Genomic DNA, 21,846 nt, shown 5'->3' with positions numbered 1-21,846 from the left:
TCATGGACCCTTTCTCCATTGATCGTGACAGGGCCTCCCGAGAAGGAGAAACGAGGTCATCGACATGGCGAGAGCGTACGCGTGCCCGCTGTGTCCCTTTCTCGCCATACCCACCGCGCACCGGGAGGGCCCTGGGCGCCGTTCACGTATTCGTGATCACGGCGCGGCGCGAGTTGCCGTCACAACGGCACCAGCTCGTCGCCTGAATGAGTTTCCCGAATTTAAGGGAGGCGACATCGAGCGGGCCTGAGAAGAGAAGAATCGCAGCTTCGCATTGTCATTCTTCCTCCTCTCCGGATGCCCTACCCGGTCGATGAATCCACTATGTCGGCTGACGATCCGCACGGCAAGTGGAATTGACGCCGCCCTGACGCGCGAGCATCAATAATCCGTCAAGGTCTGTAGCGCGGCCGTAGGAAACGCGTGCGCCGGCGCATTTCTATTGATTGTTGACGCGCCTGGTTATCGGGGCACATGATGGCGGCCTTCGGTTCACCACCGCGGAGGCTCCACCGCAGGCCCGAGAATTACTCGGGCCTGGCATTTCCAAGGGCATGGGTGACACCGTGGAGAGGGAAACGATCGAGGCGCTCGATGGTGAATCCCGCGCGCTGGATGGCGGCCACGGTGTCACGGGCGAGGCGGCAGCCGCCGCAGACGCGCGACCAGATCGGGGTCATCACCCGCTCGGCCAGGACGAGGACCGGCTTGGGCGACGGCTGGTGCTCGTAGAACCGCAGCTCACCGTTCGGACGCAGGACGCGCCTCACCTCTGCCAGCGTCGTCTCCAGGCGCGGCGAGCAGCACAAGATCAGTGAGCAGACGACCGCGTCGCACGACGCGTCTGGCACCGGTAGCCGCGTGGGGCCGCCGTCGAGGATCCGCACGCTGGTCGCGACATTGGGCGCGGCGAGGCCGGCCGCGGCTCGCAGGAACGGATCCGGCTCAACGAGTGTGATCTCTTCGACACCGGCGGGATAACAGGTGACCTTGACCCCGTCGCCGGCACCGATCTCCAGCACCGAACCCGTGAGGCCGGCCAGCAGTTGATCTCGTTGAGCCGTCGGGCGGAAGTAGCCCCGGCCCCCGACACGCACCGGCCGCGGATGATGGAACTGCTCCATTCCACGACCCAGACGGCCGCTGGTATCCGGGGGTTCGTTGGACTGGGATACGAGCGCCACCATGGTTCCTCCTATGTCGGGAGTTCCACTCTCGGACATCATCGGAGCGGCCGGGGCAATCGATATGAGACTCCTACGCGTTAAGCGCCGATCCGTACGCGTTCTTGACGGCCTCTACAGATCACCGCCGATATGATCTTTATTCTTCCGTGACAGCGAGGGCGATGGCAGCGAAGGCCGCGCGCCGGCGGGCCCGGACCCCATACGCGCCGCCCGTGATCGAGGCCCCGAGAAGTACGGTGAGCCTGATGAAGTCCTGACCCACGAAGGTCAGCAGTCCAGCGGCGTTGACCAGGAAGCCGGTGGCGAAGAACCAGGCCATTACGGCCGTCACCAACGCCGCACCCATGTGCCGTGCCCAAGCTCCGAACAGCCCCACGACCGCCGCTATTACCGCGACACGCGTTCCGATCTCAGTAGCCGGAATCCCCAGCGCAACCGTCGAGCATGCCAGAATCACCACCACGAAACCTATAGTGATCAGGAATCCGAACGGCAGCCGCGAACCTGGCCTACGAGGGAGCATCGCCTTTCCTTCACGTGAATCGTGCCCGTAGCCAATCAAAGCGCACCGAAGTCGACGCATCGCACTTCTATATGCCTTTGCTACGGTTTTACCTCGGGCCTTGATGGATTATTGACGCGCAAACCGGAGGACATCGCGTCAGGGGATCGCCCGCCATCAAGTACGGGAATCATCGGGAAGATGACGCGGCCGTCAGCGCCTTGGCAGGGCCAGGTCCGCCGTACGTGCCGCCACCCGGAAACGCATCCGGCACACGACCACGTCGGTACGGCGGCGCAGCGCGCGAGCCAGGACCGCGCCGCGCTGGTTCTGCAGCACGCGCTGCCAGGCATGCTCCGGCTCGACCTCGGGGATCAGCACGAAAACGTGAGCCTCGGGAACCCGGCTGAGGTAGTCGATGAGGGGTTCGTCCAAACGCCGGTGGGCGTCGAAGAGCTGCACCAGTTCGACGTCAGGCTGCCAGCGCTCCCAGGCTTCGATGAACCGGCGGGCCTCCTGCTCGTCCTCGGGGTGGGTGACGTTGACCGCCACCACCCGGTCGCCGAGGGACAGCGCGGCGGCCAGGGCCTCGCACGTCAGCCGGTTGACCGCGTGCACGGGAACCACCACCAGGGAACGCCGGGACCGGGGCGGAACCGGCGTCCTGCCCAGTTCCAGGCGCTGCCCGATGCGCGCGTAGGACCGGTTCACTCGCTCCATCACCAGCACCATCAGCGGCAGCGTGACCACGATCAGCCAGCCGCCCTCGGTGAACTTGGAGATCGTGACGACGATCGCGGCCAGAAAGGTCAGCAGAGCGCCGAAGCCGTTGAGCGCGGCACGCCACTTCCAGCCCGCCGGACGCGCGGTCACCCAGTGTTTGACCATTCCGCTCTGGGAGAGCGTGAAGCCGACGAAGACGCCGATCGCGAACAGCGGCACGAGGAGGTTCATGTCGCCCTGTGCGAGGACCAGCAGCGCGGCCGAGGTGACGGTGAGGAAGGCGATGCCGTACCGGTGCACGTGCCGGTCGGCGCGCAACGCGAAGAAGTGCGGCAGGTTGTTGTCGGCGGCCAGGAGCTGGGCAAGCACCGGCAAACCGCCGAAGGAGGTGTTGGCCGCCAGCGCGAGCAGGATCACGGTGGAGAACTGGACCAGGTAGAACAGCGGTCCGTCGCCGAGGGAGGCCTGGGTCACCTGCGCCAGGACCGTGACGCCTTCCACCGGCGCGATCGCGAACTTCTCGATCAGCGCGGCGATCCCGACCAGCATCACCGCCAGCAGCGCCCCGAGCGCGACCTCGGCCCGCTGCGCCCGCTTCACCCGCGGCTTCCGGAAGGAGGGCACGGCGTTGGCGATGGCCTCGACGCCGGTCAGCGAAGCGCAGCCATTGGCGAAAGCCTTGAGCAGCAGCAGAACCCCGACGGTCTGCAACCCCGTCACCTGCGCCTGGGTCACCACGGCGGGCCCGGTGCGAACCAGACCCGCGACGATCACCAGCAGGATCGCGCCGACATAAACCGCCGTCGGCACGATGAAAGCGCGGGCACTGCCCGCGATCCCGCGCAGATTGACGCCCGTGACCAGGGCCAGGACCGCCAGACAGAGCCACACCGTGTACGGCAACAGCTCCGGAAACGCCGACGTGAGCGCCGCCACCCCAGCGGCCACCGACACCGCCACATTCAGCACATAGTCGATGATCAAGCTGGCCCCGGCCACCAGCCCGGCCCGCCGGCCGAGATGGGTCTTGGCCACGCCATAAGCGCCGCCCCCTTCGGGGAAGGCGGCGATGACCTGCCGGTAGGAGAAGGTCAGCACCGCCAGCAGGGCGGCGATGGTGAGCGTCACCGGAACGGCGAACCCCAGACCGGCCCCGCCCGCCACGGCCAGCACCAGCACGATCGCCTCGGGACCGTAAGCGACCGACGCCATCGCGTCCAGCGACAGCGCGGCCAGACCGCCGAGCACGCTCAGCCGATGCCTGTCCCGGGTATCCGGGGGCTCCTTGGCCGCAGGGGTGGTGAGCACCGCGGACATTAAGTCCTCCTATAGGGGTAGATGTCCCCATCGTCACCCCATGTCGGCCCCGTCACGGCCCTCCCATACGACACCCATACGGCGGGAACCAGAATCCTTACGCCTTCCTGACGGGCGTGAACCGGTAGCCCCCCTGCCGGGTGTGAAACCGATGGCTTGAACTGGTGGCCCCCTGACGGGCGTTTACCGGTGGCCCTGGGTTTGAACTGATGGCCCGCTGCGGCTCGTGATCAGGTGGGTGGGAGCGCGCGGGCTCGAGTTACTCACGGGGTCCGTGTTATGCCATGTCCTCGGCGGGGACGGCGTGCGCTCGTGAGAAGAGTGGCAGCGTGAGGATCATGGTGAGGCCGCCCCCCGGTGTCTCCTCGGGGAGCAGGGTGCCGCCCATGGCCTCCGCGAGTCCCCGGGAGAGCGCGAGGCCGAGGCCGACCCCCGCGTGGTTGTCTCTGTCGCCGAGCCGCTGGAACGGCATGAAGACCCGCTCGTGCGCCTCGGACGGGATGCCGGGACCCCGGTCGATGATCCGGATCTCCGCCTGGTCGACGTGCCAGCTCGCCGTGATCAGGACCTTCCGGTCCGGCGGGCTGTAGCGGACGGCGTTGGACATCAGGTTGGCCAGGATCCGTTCGAGCAGGGCCGGGTCGGCGACGATGTCGGGAAACTCGGCGGAGATCTCGCCCTCGACGCGGTCCCGGAGCGGCCCAAGATCGTCAATTGCCCGGGGCAGAACGTCGGCCAGAGCGACAAGTTGCGGAGCCGGGCCGAGCACGCCCGACTGCAGGCGGCTCATGTCGAGCAGGTTCTCGACCAGGCGGCCCAGCTTGATCAGGGACTCCGCGGCGGTGGCGAGCAGTTCTTCCCTGTCGTCGACGGACCACACGATGCGGGTGTTGCGCAGGCTTTCGACGGCCGCCCTGGCCGAGGCCAGCGGGGTGCGCAGGTCGTGGCTGACCGCGGCCAGCAGCGCCGTACGCATGCGGTCGGCCTCGGCCAGCGGTTTGGCCTGCTCGGCTTCGTCCCGCAGCCGCTCCTGGCGCAGAGCCACGGCGACCTCGGCCGCGAAGGCCTCCAGCACCCGGCGGTCGGAGGCGTCCAGGAGCCTCCCCCGCGCGACCAGGACGAGCGTCTCGTCGATGACCACGTCGGTGTCGGCGACGGCGGGGCAGGTGCACGGCTCTCCCCCGGCGGTGGCGAGGATGCGCCACGCCCGCGGGTCGGACTGGTCGTCGGGCATCTGCCCGGCCTCGGGCCGCCGCTCCAGGACGGTGACCGAGCGGAAGCCGAAGCTCTCGCGCATCCGGGCCAGCAGGGAGGGCACCGCCGCCTCCCCGCGCAACACGTGGCCGGCCAGCGTGGACAGCAGCTCGGCCTCCGCTCCGGCCCGCGCGGCCTGCCTGGTACGGCGCGCCGCCACATCCACGATCATGCTCACCATGACCGCGACCAGCACGAACACGACCAGGGCGAGAATGTTCTCGGGATCGGAGATCGTCCATTCGTGGATGGGCGGAGCGAAGTAGTAGTTCAGCAGCAGCGACCCGCCGACGGCGGCGGCGATGGCCGGCCACATGCCGCCGATCAGGGCGACGCCGATGACCATCAGCAGGAACAGCAGGGTCTCGCTGGGCAGCGCCAGCGCGTCGCGGGACGGGATGAGCGCGGCGGTCAGCGCGGGCATTCCGGCGACGGCCACCGCCCAGCCGGCCCGCCTGCGCGTGCGGGTCAGCGCCGCCCGGGACCGCGAGGGCCGCCGCCGTCCCCGCTTGGCCTCGTCATGGGTGATCATGTGGACGTCGATGGTCCCGGACATCGCGGTGGTCTCCACGCCGACGCCGCGGGACAGGATCTGGGCGAACTTCCCGCGCCGGGAGGCGCCCAGGACCAGCTGGGTGGCGTTGACGCCGCGGGCGAAGTCGAGCAGCGCCCGCGGGATGTCCTCGCCGATCACCTGGTGGTAGGTGCCGCCCATGCTCTCCACCAGCGTGCGCTGCCTGGCCAGGCTCGCCGGGTCGCCGCCGGCCAGCCCGTCGGCCCTGGTGACGTGGACGGCGAGCAGGTCGGCGCCCTTGGTCCTGGCGGCGATCCTGACCGCCCGCCGTACCAGGGTGTCGCCTTCGGGGCCGCCGGTCAGGGCGACCACGACGCGCTCGCGCGCCTCCCAGGTCGTGGCGATGCCGTGCTCGGCGCGGTAACGGTCGAGCTGGTCGTCGACCTTGCCGGCAACCCACAGCAGGGCCAGCTCGCGCAGGGCGGTCAGGTTTCCGACCCGGAAGTAGTTCGACAAGGCGGCGTCCACCTTCTCCGGCGCGTAGACGTTGCCGTGGGCCAGCCTGCGGCGGAGCGCCTCGGGCGACATGTCGACCAGCTCGACCTGGTCGGCCCGCCGTACCACCTCGTCCGGCACGGTCTCCCGCTGCGGGATGCCGGTGATCTGCTGGACCACGTCGTTGACCGACTCCAGGTGCTGGACGTTCACCGTGGAGACGACGTCGATCCCAGCGGCGAGGATCTCCTCGACGTCCTGCCAGCGCTTGGCGTTGCGCGAGCCGGGCACGTTGCTGTGGGCCAGCTCGTCGATGAGCGCCACCCGGGGGCGGCGGGCGATGACGGCCTCGACGTCGAGTTCGGTGAAGGTGGTCCCCCGGTGGACCATCGTCCGGCGGGGGACCACTTCCATGCCGTCCAGCAGCTCGGCGGTGCGGGGGCGGCCGTGCGTCTCGACGAGACCCACGACCACGTCCCTGCCACGCTCCAGGCCGCGCAGGCCCTCGTTGAGCATCGCGAAGGTCTTGCCGACCCCCGGCGCCGCCCCCAGGTAGACCCTCAGCCGCCCGCGTGGCACGGTTCCTACCCCCGGTCCAGCGCCAGGTTGAGCTGGAGCACGTTCACGGCGGGTTCGCCCATGAAGCCGACCGCGCGTCCGGTGGTGTACTCCTCGATGAGCGCTCGCACCTTGGCCACGTCGACTCCCCGTTCCTTGGCCACGCGGGCCGCCTGGAGGTCGGCGTACGCGACCGAGATGTGCGGGTCCAGGCCGGAGGCACTGGCGGTGACCGCGTCGGCGGGCACCTGGACATCGGTGACCTCACCCCGGACCGGCACGGTACGGCCCGCCGAGTAGTCCTCCCCCGGCTTCCCGCACTCCACCGCGACGCCCTCGTACGCGGCGACGAAGGGAGCGGCGGGGCAGGCCTGGTTGACGCTGACCACCCGGGCGGGAGCGCCGACGGCGGGGAACACCTTCAGCACGGCGCCGACCCCGTCCCCGGTGCAGAACGGGCGGGCCCCGGAGACGCCCTCCAGCTCGCCGACTGCCTTGGACCGCGCGCAGACGGTGGTCAGCAGGCTCTGGCTGCCCTCGTCAGGGTTGCCATCCTCGTCGGTGGCCCCCGGAACCGCGAGGGTGTCCACGACGTCCTCGGGACCGAGGTTGCTCGCCGCGGTGGACAGCAGGTCATACCCGTCGCCCGCCGCGGACGGCCGGCTCTGGAAGTACTGCTTGACCGGGTTTCCGTCGGCGTCGGTGAAGTTCTGGCCGATGAGCGCGCTGCCCACGGTCTTGCCGTCCTTCTCCACCAGCGAGCCATTGGCTTTGGAGTTGAACACGGCCTGGGCCACGCCGGTGGCGGCCAGAGGATAGATGACACCGGTCACCACGGTGAGCACGAGCAGCGCCCGTACGGCGGCGAGATGCTGGCGGAGCCAGCCTGGCAGACGTTCCATTACGACATCCCTGGAAGGAACTGGATGAGAAGGTCGATCAGCTTGATGCCGAGGAAGGGCACGACGATGCCGCCCAGACCGTAGATGTAGAGGTTGCGGCTGAGCAGCTTGGACGCGCCACCCGGCGTGTACCGCACGCCCCGCAGGGCCAGCGGGATGAGCGCGACGATGATGATCGCGTTGAACACGACCGCGGACAGGATGGCCGACTGCGGGCTGGCCAGGCGCATGACGTTGAGCGTGTCCAGGCCCGGGTAGACCGCGGCGAACATGGCCGGGATGATCGCGAAATACTTGGCGATGTCGTTGGCGATGGAGAACGTGGTCAGCGCGCCCCTGGTGATGAGCAGCTGCTTGCCGATCTCGACGATCTCGATGAGCTTGGTGGGGTTGGAGTCGAGGTCGACCATGTTCCCCGCCTCCTTCGCCGCCGACGTGCCGGTGTTCATGGCCACGCCCACGTCGGCCTGCGCGAGCGCGGGGGCGTCGTTGGTGCCGTCGCCGGTCATGGCAACCAGCCGCCCGCCCTCCTGCTCGGTCCGGATCAGGGCAAGCTTGTCCTCCGGCGTGGCCTCGGCCAGGAAGTCGTCCACCCCGGCCTCGTCGGCGATGGCCTTGGCGGTCAGCGGGTTGTCCCCGGTGATCATCACCGTTCTGATGCCCATCCGGCGCATCTCGTCGAATCGTTCGCGCATGCCTTGCTTGACGACGTCCTTCAGGTGGATGACGCCCAGCACGCGGGCCTTGCCGCCGGTGACCTCGCCGACCACCAGCGGGGTGCCGCCCGAGGCGGAGATGCCGTCCACCAGATGGCCGACGCCCTCCGTGGCCTGGCCGCCGTTCTCGCGGACCCACTTCATGACCGCCGTCGCGGCGCCCTTGCGCACCTGGCGGCCGTCCATGTCCACGCCGGACATCCGGGTCTGGGCGGTGAACTGGACCCACGCGGCGTGGGCGAGCTCGCCGGGCTGGCGCTCGCGCAGGCCGTAGGCCTGCTTGGCGTACACGACGATGGAGCGGCCCTCGGGTGTCTCGTCGGCGAGGCTGGCCAGCTGGGCGGCCTCGGCCAGCTCGTCCGGGGAGACACCGGCGGCGGGGACGAACTCCGAGGCCTGCCGGTTGCCGAGCGTGATCGTGCCGGTCTTGTCCAGCAGCAAGGTGCCGACGTCGCCCGCCGCCTCGACCGCCCGCCCGCTCATGGCCAGCACGTTACGCTGCACCAGCCGGTCCATCCCGGCGATGCCGATGGCCGACAGCAGCGCGCCGATCGTGGTCGGGATCAGGCAGACGATGAGCGAGACGAGCACGATTCCGGTGACGCCGTCGCCGGTGAGCGCGATGGAGTTGGGAATCCCGGAGTTGACCTCCTTGGCGAAGATCGCCATCGGCTGCATGGTCGCCGTCGCCACCAGGAAGATGATCGTCAGCGCGGCCAGCAGGATGTTGAGGGCGATCTCGTTGGGCGTCTTCTGCCGGTTCGCGCCCTCGACCAGGGCGATCATCCGGTCGATGAAGCTCTCCCCCGGCTTCTGGGTGATCTGGACGACGATCTGGTCGGACAGCACCCTGGTGCCGCCGGTCACGGCCGAGCGGTCGCCGCCGGACTCGCGGATCACGGGGGCGGACTCGCCGGTGATGGCCGACTCGTCGACGCTGGCGATGCCCTCGACCACGTCGCCGTCACCGGGGATGATCTCCCCGGCCTCGACCACCACGAAGTCGCCCTGCCTGAGCTCGGGAGCGCCGACGACGTCCCAGTCCAGCGAGGTGCGGCTCCGCAGGCGGCGCGCGGTGGTGTCGCGCTTGGCGGCGCGCAGCGTGGCGGCCTGCGCCTTGCCCCGGCCCTCGGCCACGGCCTCCGCCAGGTTGGCGAACACCACCGTCAGCCACAGCCACACCACGATGGCCCAGGCGAAGAACGACGGCTCGGTGATGGCGAGCACGGTGGTGAACAGCGCGCCGATCTCGACGATGAACATGACCGGATTGCGCCAGAGCGTGGCGGGGTTGAGCTTCTTGATCGCGTCGGGCAGCGATCTGATCATCTGCTGCGGGTCGAGGAGGCCGGCGCCGACCTTCTGGGGAGCCCGGCCCGGCGCTTGGAGCACTGGGGTTGACATGTCAGAACAGTCCTTCTGCGATCGGGCCGAGCGCGAGAGCGGGGAGGAACGTCAGGGCGACCAGGATGACCGTCACCCCGACCACCATGCCGACGAATTGCGGCCGGTGCGTGGGCAGCGTGCCGACCGAGGCCGGGACCGGCGACTGCCTGGCCAGGGAGCCGGCCAGCGCCAGCGCCAGGACGATCGGCAGGAAGCGGCCCAGCGCCATGCACAGGCCGAGCGTGGTGTTGTGGAAGTCGGTGTTCACGCTGACCCCGGCGAACGCGGAACCGTTGTTGTTGGAGGCGCTGGTATAGGCGTAGAGGATCTCGGAGAACCCGTGCGGCCCGCTGTTCAGCATGGCCGACCTGCCGGTCTCGGTGGCCATCGCGACCGCGGTGCCGACCAGCACCAGGATCGGCGTGACCAGGAAGTACATCGAGGCCAGCTTCATCTCCCTGGCGCCGATCTTCTTGCCCAGGAACTCGGGGGTGCGGCCGACCATCAGGCCCGCCACGAAGACCGTGATCACGGCCAGGATGAGCATGCCGTACAGGCCGGCGCCGGTGCCGCCGGGGGCGACCTCGCCGAGCAGCATGTTGAAGATCAGCATGCCGCCGCCGAGCGCGGTGTAGGAGTCGTGGAAGGAGTCCACCGAGCCGGTGGAGGTGAGCGTGGTGGAGGAGGCGAACATGGCCGAGTTGGAGACGCCGAAGCGGGCCTCGCGGCCTTCCATCGCCTGGCCGATGGCCTGCGGCACGGTCCCGGCCGAGGACAGCTCGGCCCAGTTGGTCAGTGCGACGCTGAGGGTGAAGATGGTCGCCATCACCGCGACGATCGCGTAGCCCTGCCGGTTGTCGCCGACCATCCGGCCGAACGTGCGCGGCAGGCAGAACGAGATCACCAGCAGGAGCATGATCGTCAGCCAGTTGGTCCAGGCGGCCGGGTTCTCGAACGGGTGCGCCGAGTTGACGTTGAAGATGCCGCCGCCGTTGGTGCCCAGATCCTTGATGGCCTCCTGGGAGGCGACCGCGCCGGGGGTGAAGGTCTGCTCGCCGCCGGTCAGGGTGGTCCACACGTGGTGGTCGCCGAGAGTCTGGATCGCGCCACCGGCGACCAGCAGCAGCGCGGCCACGAACGCGATCGGCAGCAGGATCCGGAGGGTGCCGCGGACCAGGTCCACCCAGAAGTTGCCGAGTTGGTCGGTCTTCTTCCGGGCGAAGCCGCGGACCAGGGCGATGGCCACGGACATGCCGACCGCGGCCGAGACGAAGTTCTGCACGGCCAGGCCGGCGGTCTGCACCAGGTGGCCCATCGTGGCCTCGCCCGAGTAGGCCTGCCAGTTGGTGTTGGTGACGAAGCTGACGGCGGTGTTCCAGGCCAGCGCCGGGGAGACGGAGTCCATGCCCAGGCTGAGGAGCAGGTGGTTCTGGAGGCGCTGCAGGCCGTACAGGAAGAGGATCGAGACGAGGGAGAAGGCCAGCACGCCGCGGGCGTAGACGCCCCAGGTCTGCTCGGCGTCGGGCCGGACGCCGACCAGACGGTAGATCCCCCGCTCGACGCGCGAGTGCCGGGTGCCGCTGTAGACGCGGTACATGTAGTCGCCCAGCGGCTTGTACGCCGCCGCCAAAACGAGCAGGAGGGAACCGATGAACAGGATCCCCGCCAGGGTGGAGGACATCAGAAACGCTCCGGGAAGAGCAGGGCCACGATCACGAAGATCACCAGGCCGGCGGCCAGGACCAGACCGACGGCGTTGACGGCACTCACAGCCGTTCCACCGCCTTGACGGCGAGCCCGAGGATCACGAACACCGCGACCGTCAGGACGACGAAGATGACGTCAGCCATCCCTACTCCTCTTCGGAAACATGCCTCGGGCCACCCAGACGGGCGGCCCGATCAGTAGCAAAGCGCGATATCCGGGGCTTTTTGTCCGCCTTGACGGCTTACCTACGGTTTGGGAGGGAATATTGACGCGATCCATACGGTGCCCGCGCTTGATAGGTTGTCCTCAGGTGCGCCGGGAAGTCTGGTCGGCAGGTTCTGTTGTCGATCATGAAGGCTGGCGGTCATGCGAGCGCGCGATCTGATCACCGATTTCCCGAGGGTCACCCCTGACACCCCCGTCGTCGAGGCGGCGCGGCTCCTCGCCACGCACGATCTGCCCGGCCTGATCGTCGTCGACGAGCACGGTCTGCCGGTCAGCATCCTGCCCGGCACCCAGGTGCTGCGCATGGCGGTGCCCAGCTACTGCCTGGACGACCCGGCGCTGGCCGGCGTCATCGACGAGGAGCACGCCGACGCGTTCCTGCGCACGCTGGCCGGCCAGCCCGTCCGGGACGCGCTGCCGGCGCGGCCGCGGGAACTGCCCGTCACCGACCCGGACGCCACCGTGCTGGAGATCGCGGCGCTGATGGCGCGCACCCACAGCCCGCTGGTCGCCGTCGTCGGCGACGGGCGCCTGCTGGGCGCCGTCACGCTGAAGACGCTCCTGAACCGGGCGCTCCCGCAGTGACCGCACTCGCCTGGCTGTCCCTGGCGGTCTTCCTCGGCGCGTACGCGCTGATCGCGACCGAACGGATCCACCGGGTCGCCGCCGCGCTCGGCGGAGCGGGGATCATGCTGCTGATCCACGCCACCGACGCGGGGGCGGCGTTCTTCGCGGAAGAGACCGGGATCGACTGGAACGTCATCTTCCTGCTGCTCGGGATGATGATCATCGTTGGGGTGCTCAAGCAGACCGGCGTCTTCGAGTACCTGGCCATCTGGGCCGCCAAGCGGGCGCGCGGACGGCCGTACCGGCTGATGGTGCTGCTGGTCGTCCTCACCGCCGTCGCCTCGGCGCTGCTGGACAACGTCACCACCGTGCTGCTGATCGCGCCGGTCACGTTCCTGGTGTGCGAGCGGCTGGCGTTGCCGGTCGTGCCGTACCTGATCGCGGAGGCGATGTCCTCGAACATCGGCGGCGCCGCCACCCTGGTCGGCGACCCGCCCAACATCATCATCGCCAGCCGCGGCGGGCTGTCGTTCAACGACTTCCTGATCCACATGGCGCCGATGATCATCCTCTTGCTGATCGTGTTCCTCGGGATGTGCCGGATCATGTTCCGCAAGTCCTTCACCTACGATCCGGTACGGGCCGCCGAGATCATGCGCCTGGACGAGCGCGAGGCGATCGCCGACCCGCGGCTGCTGCGGCAGAGCCTGGCCGTGCTCGGCCTGGTGACGGCCGCGTTCGTGCTGCACCCGGTGCTGCACTACGAGCCGTCGGTGGTGGCCATCCTGGGCGCCGGGATCCTGGTGGCGGCCACGCCGGTCACCACCGAGCAGGCCCTCGCCGAGGTCGAATGGCCGACGCTGGTGTTCTTCGCCGGCCTGTTCGTGATGGTCGGCGCGCTGGTGGAGACCGGCGTCATCGGCCAGGTCTCGCAGCTGGCCGTGAACGCCACCGAAGGCCGGCTCGGCCTGTCCGCGATGGTCCTGCTGTGGGCGTCGGCCGGGCTGTCGGCGATCGTGGACAACATCCCCTACGTGGCCACTATGAGCCCGATCGTCGCCGACCTGGTCCAGGCCAACGGCGGCAACGAACACGCCCAGGTCCTGTGGTGGGCCCTCGCCTTCGGCGCCGACCTGGGCGGCAACGCCACCGCCGTCGGCGCCGCCGCCAACGTCGTCGTCCTCGGCATCGCCGCCCGCAACCGCCACCCGATCAGCTTCTGGGAATTCACCAAGTACGGCCTGATCGTCACTTTCGTCACCGTGCTGCTGGTAACGCCCTACCTGTGGTTGCGGTACCTGGCCTGACGTCAGCGGCGTCCGAGCAGGTCCTGGCGGGGACGTTGCCCATCGACGTGATCCTGGACTTCGTCCCCGCGCATGGCGTCAGGCGCGCGACTTCTTCCGCTGCTGCCAGCGTTCGATGTATTGACGATATTGACGGCGAAGGGCCAACGGTCACACGGTTGCGGGATGGCGTGGTGGCGGCTTCGCCTCGCGGGTGGCGTCTCGGCGCAATTCGCGGGCCAGGGCCCGCGACGCCTCATCTCGGTGGGACGGTCATTTGGCGGCATCACCGCCCGGCATTCCATTGCCGCGTTTCCCGCTGGCCATCGCTATGCAGGGCTGGTAGCTCGCTGAAGAGCACTGGTAGCACCTCTGCGCTGATGTGCAGGATCGTTCCCCTGGCTAGAGCGCTCAAAGTGGTCTGGTCAGCCTGCCCAAGCCAGCAGGGCTTTGGCCAGGCGGGCGGGAGCAATTTGGCCGATGTATGCACTTTACGAACATTTGTCATATCTGTTAGACATGTGTTGATCGTTCTTATGTTGGCCTTATAACCCCCTGTCGGCGGGCCGCTGCGCTTCAGCTTGCCCTGGTTGTCTTTCTGGAGTGTGCGGCGTGGCCGTTCGGCGTACGCGGATCTTGTTGTGTGCTGCCGTCACCGGGTTGGTGGCGACCCTGTTGATCTCTGGCGTCGGAGTTCCGGCTGGGCTGGTGCCCGAGGCTGCCGGTGCCGCGATCGAACCGGCCAAGGAGCCCTCGATCACCGGGCGTCCGGTTTCGCCTGTAGCGGTCGAGCACGGGGCGGAGGACGTGCAGAAACCACTCGTTCGCCGTCCGGTGGTGTGGCCGAAAGCCGGGTCGGCCCAGGTGAGCCTCCCGCGAAATGCCCAGCGCGTCGCGGCTGGGACGCTGCCGGTCAAGGTCGGGCAGCCCGGGCCGGTGCGAAGCGTGGTGACCTCCCCGGTTCCCGAGGGGACAAGATCAGCTTTCAGCGGCCGACCGCAGGATATCCCGGCTACGGCTCCTGCGGAGGTCACGGTCGACGCCTTCGACGATGCGGTCGCCCGCCGGGCCGGTGGGCTGGGGTTAGCGGTGCTGGTGACCCGCGCCGACGGCGGCACGGCCGCTGGTCAGGCGACGATCACGGTGGATTATTCGGGGTTCCGTGACGCTTACAGCGGCGGGTTCGCATCCCGGTTGACGCTGGTGGAGCAGCCCGCATGTGTGCTTGAGGCCGATCCCTCGCAGGCATGCCTGGCCTTGGCGACGCGGACGCGGCGTCAGGTCCCGGTAGTCAACGACACCGCCGCGGGCACGTTGACGGCGGTCGCCGCGGTCAACCCGGCACCGGCGGGCGCCGCCGGCCCCGCTGCGGCGGGCATGCGGAAACTCGGCACTCGCGAAAGCACGACAGGGTCAGCGGCCGGTGCGGCGGTGGCGTACGTGGTGGCCAGTTCGGCCAGCGCGACCGCCGGCGACTCCACCGGGTCTTTCGAGGTCACCGACCTGAAGCCGTCGGGGACCTGGCAGGTCGGCCTGTCCGGCGGCGGGTTCTCCTATTCCTATCCCATCCCCGTACCGCCCGCCCCATCCGGTGCCGGCCCGGTGTTGTCTTTCGACTATTCCTCCACCTCGGTGGACAGCCTGATGGACGCCACCAACAACCAGGCCTCGGTGATCGGCACGGGCTGGGAACTCAACCAGGGCTTCATCGAGCAGGCTTTCGTCCCGTGTGATGACGGGACCGACCGGTGCTGGGCCTCCAGCAGCGACCCGACCTTCCGTGACCTGACGCTGTCGGTGGGCGGGCGTTCCTCCCACATTGTCAAGGACGCCACCAGCGGGGACTGGAAGACGGTGGAGGACTTCGGCTGGAAGATCGACTTCGTGAGTTCCAGTCCGTCTTCGGGCCAGCCGTACTGGACGATCATCACCCAGGACGGCACCCGCTACCGGCTGGGCTACCAGCGCGACGCCAGCCTGCAGATCCCCTTCCAGGGCGACGACACCGGGGAGCCGTGCCACAACCTGTGGGTGCCGGTGGCGACCGGCGGGGCGACCTCGATGTGCAAGGCGCCCTACCGGTGGCTGCTGGACCAGGAGGTCGACCCCAAGGGCAACGTGATCGACTACACCTACCAGCGCGACACCAACGGCTACTGCTCGATCCGGATGACCTTCGGCACCTGCTGGCAGACCTACGACCGCGGCGCCTACCTCACCCAGGTCTCCTACGGCTCCAACCTGAACGTGGCCGGATCGGAGGCCACCGCGCGGGTGCTGTTCGCCATAGTCGACCGCACGCTGAACGGTCTCAGTGATGTGCCGCTGGACCTGCGCTGCGAGGTGCCCAGCAGCCAGTGTCTGCTGAACGGGCCGGCGTTCTTCATCTCCAAGCGGCTGGCCTCGGTCACCACCCAGACCTTCAACCCGGCCACCTCTGGCTGGGACGATGTGGTGCGGCTGGAGTTGGGGCAGGACTGGCTGGGCGGCCAGTTCTCCGGCGGCGAGACCCAGGGCATGTTGTTGTGGCTGGATTCCATCCGCCGCGTCGGCCTGGCCGGCAACGGCCCCGACATCGCACTGCCGCCAGTTGGGTTCGACGCGATCCTGCTGGACAACCGCAACGACTCCAACGGCAGCGACCGGCCGGAGGCGCTCTTCCCGCGCATCTCGGCGATAACCAACGAGATAGGCGGCCGCACCGAGGTCACCTACGGCCAGCCGTCTGGCTGTGACATCACCGCGGAAACGCGGGCGGTCGACCGGGACAACGAGGGCAGCGACTGCTACTGGCTGTACGCCGACAACTACACCGACGTCAACGGCGTCTTCCACCTGGTCGGCTCGGTCTGGAACAAGTTCATGGTCACCCGGATCGTCGAACGTGACCTGGTGGGCGGATCGCCTGACATGGTCACCGCCTACCAGTATCTAGGCACCCCCGCCTGGGCCCGGTCCGGCGTCTACGGCATCCCCGGCCCGTCCTGCTTCGACCCTCCGGTCCGGCCGCCGCAGCCGCCGTGCGTGAACTGGTTCGGCGACTGGAGTGAGTTCCGCGGCTACGCCAACGTCCGCACGCTGAAGGGCAGTGGCACCGACGCCTCCCAGTACAGCGTCTCCACCGCGACGTTCTTCCGCGGCCTGTATGAGGACAAACTGGCCAACGGCACCCAGAAGAACACCACGGTCACCGACTTCGAGAACAACACCGTCAACGACCTGCGCGTGCTGTCCGGCCGCATCCTGCAGGAGCAGACCTATGCGGTAACCGGTTGGACCACTCCGACTCAGCAGTGCCAGTACAGCCCGTGGTCGGCCTCGATCACCTACTCCTTCGGCGACCAGGTCTCCCGTAACAACCACCACTGGATCTCCATCCGCAACAACAACACCGGCCAGACGCCCTCCAACTCCTCCACCTACTGGGACGACCGCGGCCCTTGCCCGACCATCCCGGCCACCATGATCTTCGACGAACAAGCGGGCACCCGTCACGAGTACGCCAACGTGACTACCGGCAACGGCCCCGGCATCGCCGACCCCCACTTCATCAACCAGACCCGGCAGGTCAGCCGGAACAAGGTGACCTCCGGCTGGCGCTACACCGAGGCCGTCACCACCTACAACTCCGACGGCCTGCCGATCAAGGTCAACGACTACGGGCAGCGAGGCCTGGCCGCCGACAACACCTGCACCGCCACCGCCTACGCACACAACACCGCGAGCGGGGCGTGGATGATCTCCTATCCGGCCAGCGAGGAACGCCGGGCGGGTGACACGTGCACCTCGGGCACCCTCCTGGGCCGCACCGTCACCCTCTACGACGGAGCCACCAGCGAGGCGGCGAACGCGCCTACGCTCGGGAACGCCACCCAGACTCGCACCTACACCAGCGGCAGCGACTACACCACGGTCGTGATCGGCTACGACGGGTACGGGCGCTCGGTCTCCTCCACCGATCCGCTGGGCAAGACGACCACCACCGCCTACACCCCCGCCACCGGCCTGCCCGTGGGTGGCATGGCCGTCACCAACCCCTTAGGTCATGTGGTCACCACCTGGAACGCGCCCTGGGGCGGCGTCGTGGGTACCCGCGATGCCGACAACCGGGACGTCAACATCGACTATGACGCGCTCGGCCGTGCGATCGCGCTGTGGACCCCGGCCCAGCCCAAAACGGGAGGGGTCGCAGCCACGACGATCTCCTACACCATCCCGGTCAACGGCAGTGACGTGGTCACCGGTCCCGTAAGGACCGCCGTCTCCACGCTGCAATCCGGCTCCGCGTACGTGACGACCCACTTTTACGACGACGGCCTGGGCCGGCCGCGTGAAACCCAGGTCGCCTCCCCGGCGGGGGGCAGGATCGTAAAGGCCGTCACCTACGATCCGCGCGGCCTGACCGCTGCCACCGGCGGCCCGGCCCACAACACTGCGGCACCGGGCAGCGGCCTGCTCAATGCCGCCCCCACCAGCTTCCCGCAGTGGACCAAGAACGTGACCGACGGCTTGGGCCGGGTCACCGCCACGGTCGAGATGAGCGCGAGCACCGAACTGCGCCGCACCAGCACCGCCCACTTCGGGGAGCGCACCGAGACGACCCCGCCGACCGGCGGCAAGACGGTTTCCTACACAGACCCCGAGGCACGGGTGACCAAGGTGGAAGAGTGGAAGGACGCCACCACCCACTACGACACCCTGTACGACTACGACCTCAACGGCGCGTTGACGAAACAGACCGACGCCAACGGCAACGTCCGCACCTTCACCTACGACCTGCTCGGCCGCCGCACCGCTGCCCACGACCCGGACGCGGGCGACTCCAGCCAGGCCTACGACGCGGCCGGGCGGCTGCTGTGGGCCATCAACGGCAACGGCGAGAAGACCTCCTTCGTCTACGACGACCTGGATCGCAGGACCGCGCTGTGGGCGGGTGAGGTCGAGACTGGCACCAAACTCGCCGAATGGGTCTATGACACCCTGTCCAAGGGCAAGCTCACCTCGGCGACCCGTTTCACCGACGGCCAGGCCTACGTCGATGCGATGACCGGTTATGACGTGATGGGCCGCCCGACTGGTTCCACCCTGACCGTCCCCTCCAGTGATGGCCTGCTGGGCGGGTCCTACACCTTCACCACCGGCTACAACGCCGCAGGTCAGGTGACCCACTACGGCATGCCCGCCGTAGGTGGCCTAGTGGCCGAGACGGTCACCTCCAGCTACACCTCGCTCGGGCTGCCCGACCAGTTGACCTCCCCGCTGGCCACCTACGTCGACGCCACCGTCTACACCTCCACCGGGCGCCTCTCCCAGCGCGGCTACAGCGCGGGTGGCAAGATCAAACGCACCCTGGACTGGAACCCCTCCACCGGCTGGCTCGACCGCTCCACCGTCCAGACCGCCGCCGATACCTCTACCCCCGCAACCGTCCAAGACGACCGCTTCACCTATGACGCCTCCGGCGAAATCCAGCGCATTCTGGACGCCGCCACCGCGATCGGCGGCAGCCCCGGCCAGTCCGAGTGTTTTAGCTATGACGGGCTGCACCGCCTGTCGGCCGCCTTCACCACCACCGGCGTCAACTGCGCGGCGGGTCCGGACAATCTGGGCATCGACCCCTACCGGCAGACGTTCGCCTACGACGCGGTCGGCAACATCACCACCCAGACCAGCGGCGACCAGACCGCCACCTACGCTTACCCCGCCTCCGGCCCGACCGCCGTCCGCCCGAACGCGGTCACCTCCATCACCCGCACCACCCCCGGCAGCGGCAACCTCACCCAGCAAGGACAGCAGGGACAGGTCCAGCAAGGATCAGGCCAACAGCGCGCAGCCGAGCGAGGCCCTCACCACGCCGCCAAAACCGGCACCGCAACCGCCAAAACCGGTACCACGGAACAGCCGGCCACCCTACCGGCTCCCGCGCGACCACCCGCCGCGCCGCTGACATCCTCCGTCCAGGACGGGCCGCAACTGGTGGCCGCCTACGGCATGAACGAAGGCACTGGCACCACCGTCACCGACAGCTCCGGCCAGGCCAACCACGGCACCACCCTCGACACCACCTGGACCACCGGCAAATACGGCCAGGGCCTCAACTTCAACGGCGACACCAGCTGGGTCACCGTCGCCGACGCCGCCTCCCTCGATCTGACCACCGGCATGACCCTCGAAGCGTGGGTCAAATCCGACGACAACCTCGGCTACCGCACCCTGATCCAGAAAGAAAACGGCGACGACCTCTCCTACGGCGCCTTCACCAGCACCTTCAGCGACCCGCCCAGCGCCTGGATCGTCGACCCCAGCGGCGACTCTACCGGCTCCGCCGCCACCACCAACCTGCCCATCGGCCAGTGGGTGCACCTGGCCGCCACCTTCGACGGCGACAGCCTCGACTTCTACTACAACGGCGTCCTGGCCCACTCCGAACCCACCGACCTGACCATCGACACCGGCACCGGCCCCCTCCGCATCGGCCACAGCGGCATCTGGGACGAACCCTTCGACGGCGTCCTCGACGACATCCGCATCTACAACGGCGCCCTCACCGCCGAGCAGATCCTCGCCGACATGAACACCCCCATCGGCGCGACGCCCTCCCCATCTCCCTCGCCCAGCCCATCGCCCTCGCCCTCGCCGTCTCCTTCGCCCAGCCCGAGCCCATCCCCGTCACCTTCACCGTCGCCGAGTCCGTCCCCCACCCCGCCCGGTGACGGCGTCGACACCTACACCTACAACAACGCTGGCCAACTCGCCACCCGCATCGTCGACGGCAAGGATGGCGACTTCGCCTGGAACGCACTCGGCCAGCTGGAGAAGGCCACCATCGACGGCGACGACACCACGATGATCTACAACGCCGACGGTGAGCGCCTGATCCGCCGCGACCCGGATGGAACCGCCACCCTCTACCTGGGCTCGATGGAAGTCCAGGTCAAGGGTGAAGAGATCACCGCCACCCGCTATTACACCGGCCCTGACGGTGCCGCCGTCGCCATGCGTTCCACCAGCGACGGCCAGACCGGCGGTATCAAATGGCTGACGTCAGGCCTGCATGGCACCACGCAAATAGCCGTCGACGACTCCACGGGGCAGGTCAGCAGAGAGCGCTATCTGCCCTTTGGCCAACGCCGGGGCGCCGATGACCTGCCATTCACCGACCACGGCTTCCTCGGCAGAACCGAAGACGACTCCACTGGCCTGACCTATCTGTCGGCCCGCTACTACGATTCCGGCATCGGCCGGTTCATCTCCACCGACCCTCTCGTCGACTTACGCAATCCTCAATGGGCTCATCCCTATAGCTACGCAGGCAACAACCCCATCGGCCTGTCCGACCCGACGGGCCTGGCACCAGTGCATTCCTGTGAAGATGACAAGAAAAGAGGACTGCGACAGACAAAGGAATGCGTGGAGCGAGAGACATGGGCGGACCTGGATCGCGCAATCTGCGTCGAATTGGATAAATGTGCCAGCCCGGAACTCTCGGAAAGTCAGAAGAAGAAGCTCATGAAATGGGCGGAGGACCATGACTGCATCGGGCTGAAAACGAAATCATGCGAAGCCGCATGGGCTGTACTGCTGAGCGGGGGGAGTTTCACATCCGCAGCCGCAATTCTTAACGATTACTGTAAGTACTTGATCTGCGAGAACGGAAGGGTCGAGCTTCCCTGGGAGAGCAACCGGATCGGATCCGTCCTTGAGGACGCCCTCAGCGCGTGGGGAGGAGCAAAGGGAATAAAAGGTCTGGCCAGGGCGGCGAGACGCTTCTTCGGCGGCTGCGACAGCTTCGTCCCCGGAACTTTAGTTCTGATGGCGGACGGGAGCCACAAGGCCGTTGAGGCCGTCGAGATCGGAGATCGTGTTCTGGCGTCGGATCCGGTGTCCGGCGAAACACGCGACCAGGTAGTGATTGACGTGACCAGCGATTACAGCGAGGAAGAGCTGGTTACCATCACCCTCGATACGAGCCGTTCTGGGAATGGCAAGCCCGGAGTTCTCATCTCCACAGCGAATCATCCGTTCTGGGCGGCACAGGAAAGCCGATGGTTTAACGGCCGAGATCTGCGCGCAGGCATGGCCCTGCTGACGAACGATGGCGGCTTGGCGCGGATAACGGCGCTGGGAAGCCTCCACAAGAGGCAGCAGACACACAATCTCACGATCGCAGAATTCCACACCTACTACGTTGTGACGTCTGGGCTTCCGGTACTTGTTCACAACAGAGACGATGAGGATGATTACTGTGCTCCCGCGCCGCTCGGCCGCGGTCACACAGGACGCTTCACACCACGCTCTGTTATGGAACAAGTCGCCATGGACGAGGCGATGGACGATCCTCGCCAAGGATCTGTGATTCCCGTGGCCGGTGGCATGAAAGATCAGCGATGGCCGGGCAGTTCGGGATGGGTTAAAATGGAAATTATCATCAACGGCGTCGTCATCCACTATGTATATAATCAGGTAACCGGGCAGGTGGATGACTTCAAGTTCAAAGATTAGGGACG

At 67.9% G+C, this 21,846-nt stretch carries 11 protein-coding genes; 3 read left to right on the top strand and 8 right to left on the bottom strand.

The features are described from left to right. Positions 1-527: 527 nt before the first annotated feature. The 8 genes from Aple_RS19710 to kdpF form a co-directional block, all read right to left on the bottom strand. The gene (locus Aple_RS19710) at positions 528-1,187 is read right to left on the bottom strand and encodes a class I SAM-dependent methyltransferase (protein WP_170321565.1); all 660 of its coding nucleotides are present in this window, start codon (positions 1,185-1,187) and stop codon (positions 528-530) included. 136 nt (positions 1,188-1,323) lie between these two features. Further along, positions 1,324-1,650, bottom strand: coding sequence for a hypothetical protein (locus Aple_RS19705; RefSeq protein ID WP_155346096.1), 327 nt, complete (start codon positions 1,648-1,650; stop codon positions 1,324-1,326). Positions 1,651-1,902: 252 nt separating this feature from the next. Next, on the bottom strand, positions 1,903-3,729 hold the full coding sequence (locus Aple_RS19700; RefSeq protein ID WP_155346095.1) for an APC family permease: 1,827 nt from the start codon (positions 3,727-3,729) through the stop codon (positions 1,903-1,905). A gap of 277 nt (positions 3,730-4,006) precedes the next feature. Further along, positions 4,007-6,571, bottom strand: a complete 2,565-nt coding sequence (locus tag Aple_RS19695; protein ID WP_155346094.1) for a DUF4118 domain-containing protein — start codon at positions 6,569-6,571, stop codon at positions 4,007-4,009. A 5-nt stretch (positions 6,572-6,576) separates the two neighbouring features. Then, positions 6,577-7,452: a potassium-transporting ATPase subunit C gene (locus tag Aple_RS19690; protein WP_155346093.1), complete on the bottom strand. Its 876-nt coding sequence runs from the start codon at positions 7,450-7,452 to the stop codon at positions 6,577-6,579. Further along, the gene (gene kdpB / locus Aple_RS19685; protein ID WP_155346092.1) at positions 7,452-9,572 is read right to left on the bottom strand and encodes a potassium-transporting ATPase subunit KdpB; all 2,121 of its coding nucleotides are present in this window, start codon (positions 9,570-9,572) and stop codon (positions 7,452-7,454) included. The genes Aple_RS19690 and kdpB overlap by 1 nt, the downstream gene beginning before the upstream one ends. 1 nt (position 9,573) lies before the next feature. Next, the gene (gene kdpA / locus Aple_RS19680) at positions 9,574-11,235 is read right to left on the bottom strand and encodes a potassium-transporting ATPase subunit KdpA (protein ID WP_155346091.1); all 1,662 of its coding nucleotides are present in this window, start codon (positions 11,233-11,235) and stop codon (positions 9,574-9,576) included. Beyond that, the gene (gene kdpF / locus Aple_RS19675) at positions 11,235-11,324 is read right to left on the bottom strand and encodes a K(+)-transporting ATPase subunit F (protein ID WP_155346090.1); all 90 of its coding nucleotides are present in this window, start codon (positions 11,322-11,324) and stop codon (positions 11,235-11,237) included. The genes kdpA and kdpF overlap by 1 nt, the downstream gene beginning before the upstream one ends. A 303-nt stretch (positions 11,325-11,627) precedes the next feature. On the opposite strand from kdpF, the gene Aple_RS19670 reads away from it, so the two are divergent. The 3 genes from Aple_RS19670 to Aple_RS55570 all read left to right on the top strand — a co-directional run bounded on the left by Aple_RS19670 (position 11,628) and on the right by Aple_RS55570 (position 21,841). Continuing rightward, positions 11,628-12,071 carry a CBS domain-containing protein gene (locus Aple_RS19670; RefSeq protein ID WP_155346089.1) on the top strand — a complete coding sequence of 148 codons (444 nt, stop codon included), beginning with the start codon at positions 11,628-11,630 and terminating at the stop codon, positions 12,069-12,071. Further along, positions 12,068-13,360 (top strand): ArsB/NhaD family transporter, encoded by a 1,293-nt coding sequence (locus Aple_RS19665; RefSeq protein WP_155346088.1) that lies wholly within the window; start codon positions 12,068-12,070, stop codon positions 13,358-13,360. Before Aple_RS19670 ends, Aple_RS19665 begins: the two co-directional genes overlap by 4 nt. A gap of 591 nt (positions 13,361-13,951) precedes the next feature. Then, complete coding sequence (locus tag Aple_RS55570; protein WP_155346087.1) at positions 13,952-21,841, top strand: LamG-like jellyroll fold domain-containing protein; 7,890 nt, start codon at positions 13,952-13,954, stop codon at positions 21,839-21,841. The last annotated feature ends 5 nt before the right edge of the window (positions 21,842-21,846 follow it).

This window comes from Acrocarpospora pleiomorpha (assembly GCF_009687885.1).
Taxonomy (GTDB): Bacteria; Actinomycetota; Actinomycetes; order Streptosporangiales; family Streptosporangiaceae; genus Acrocarpospora; species Acrocarpospora pleiomorpha.
This window is presented reverse-complemented; position numbering and strand designations above follow the sequence as displayed.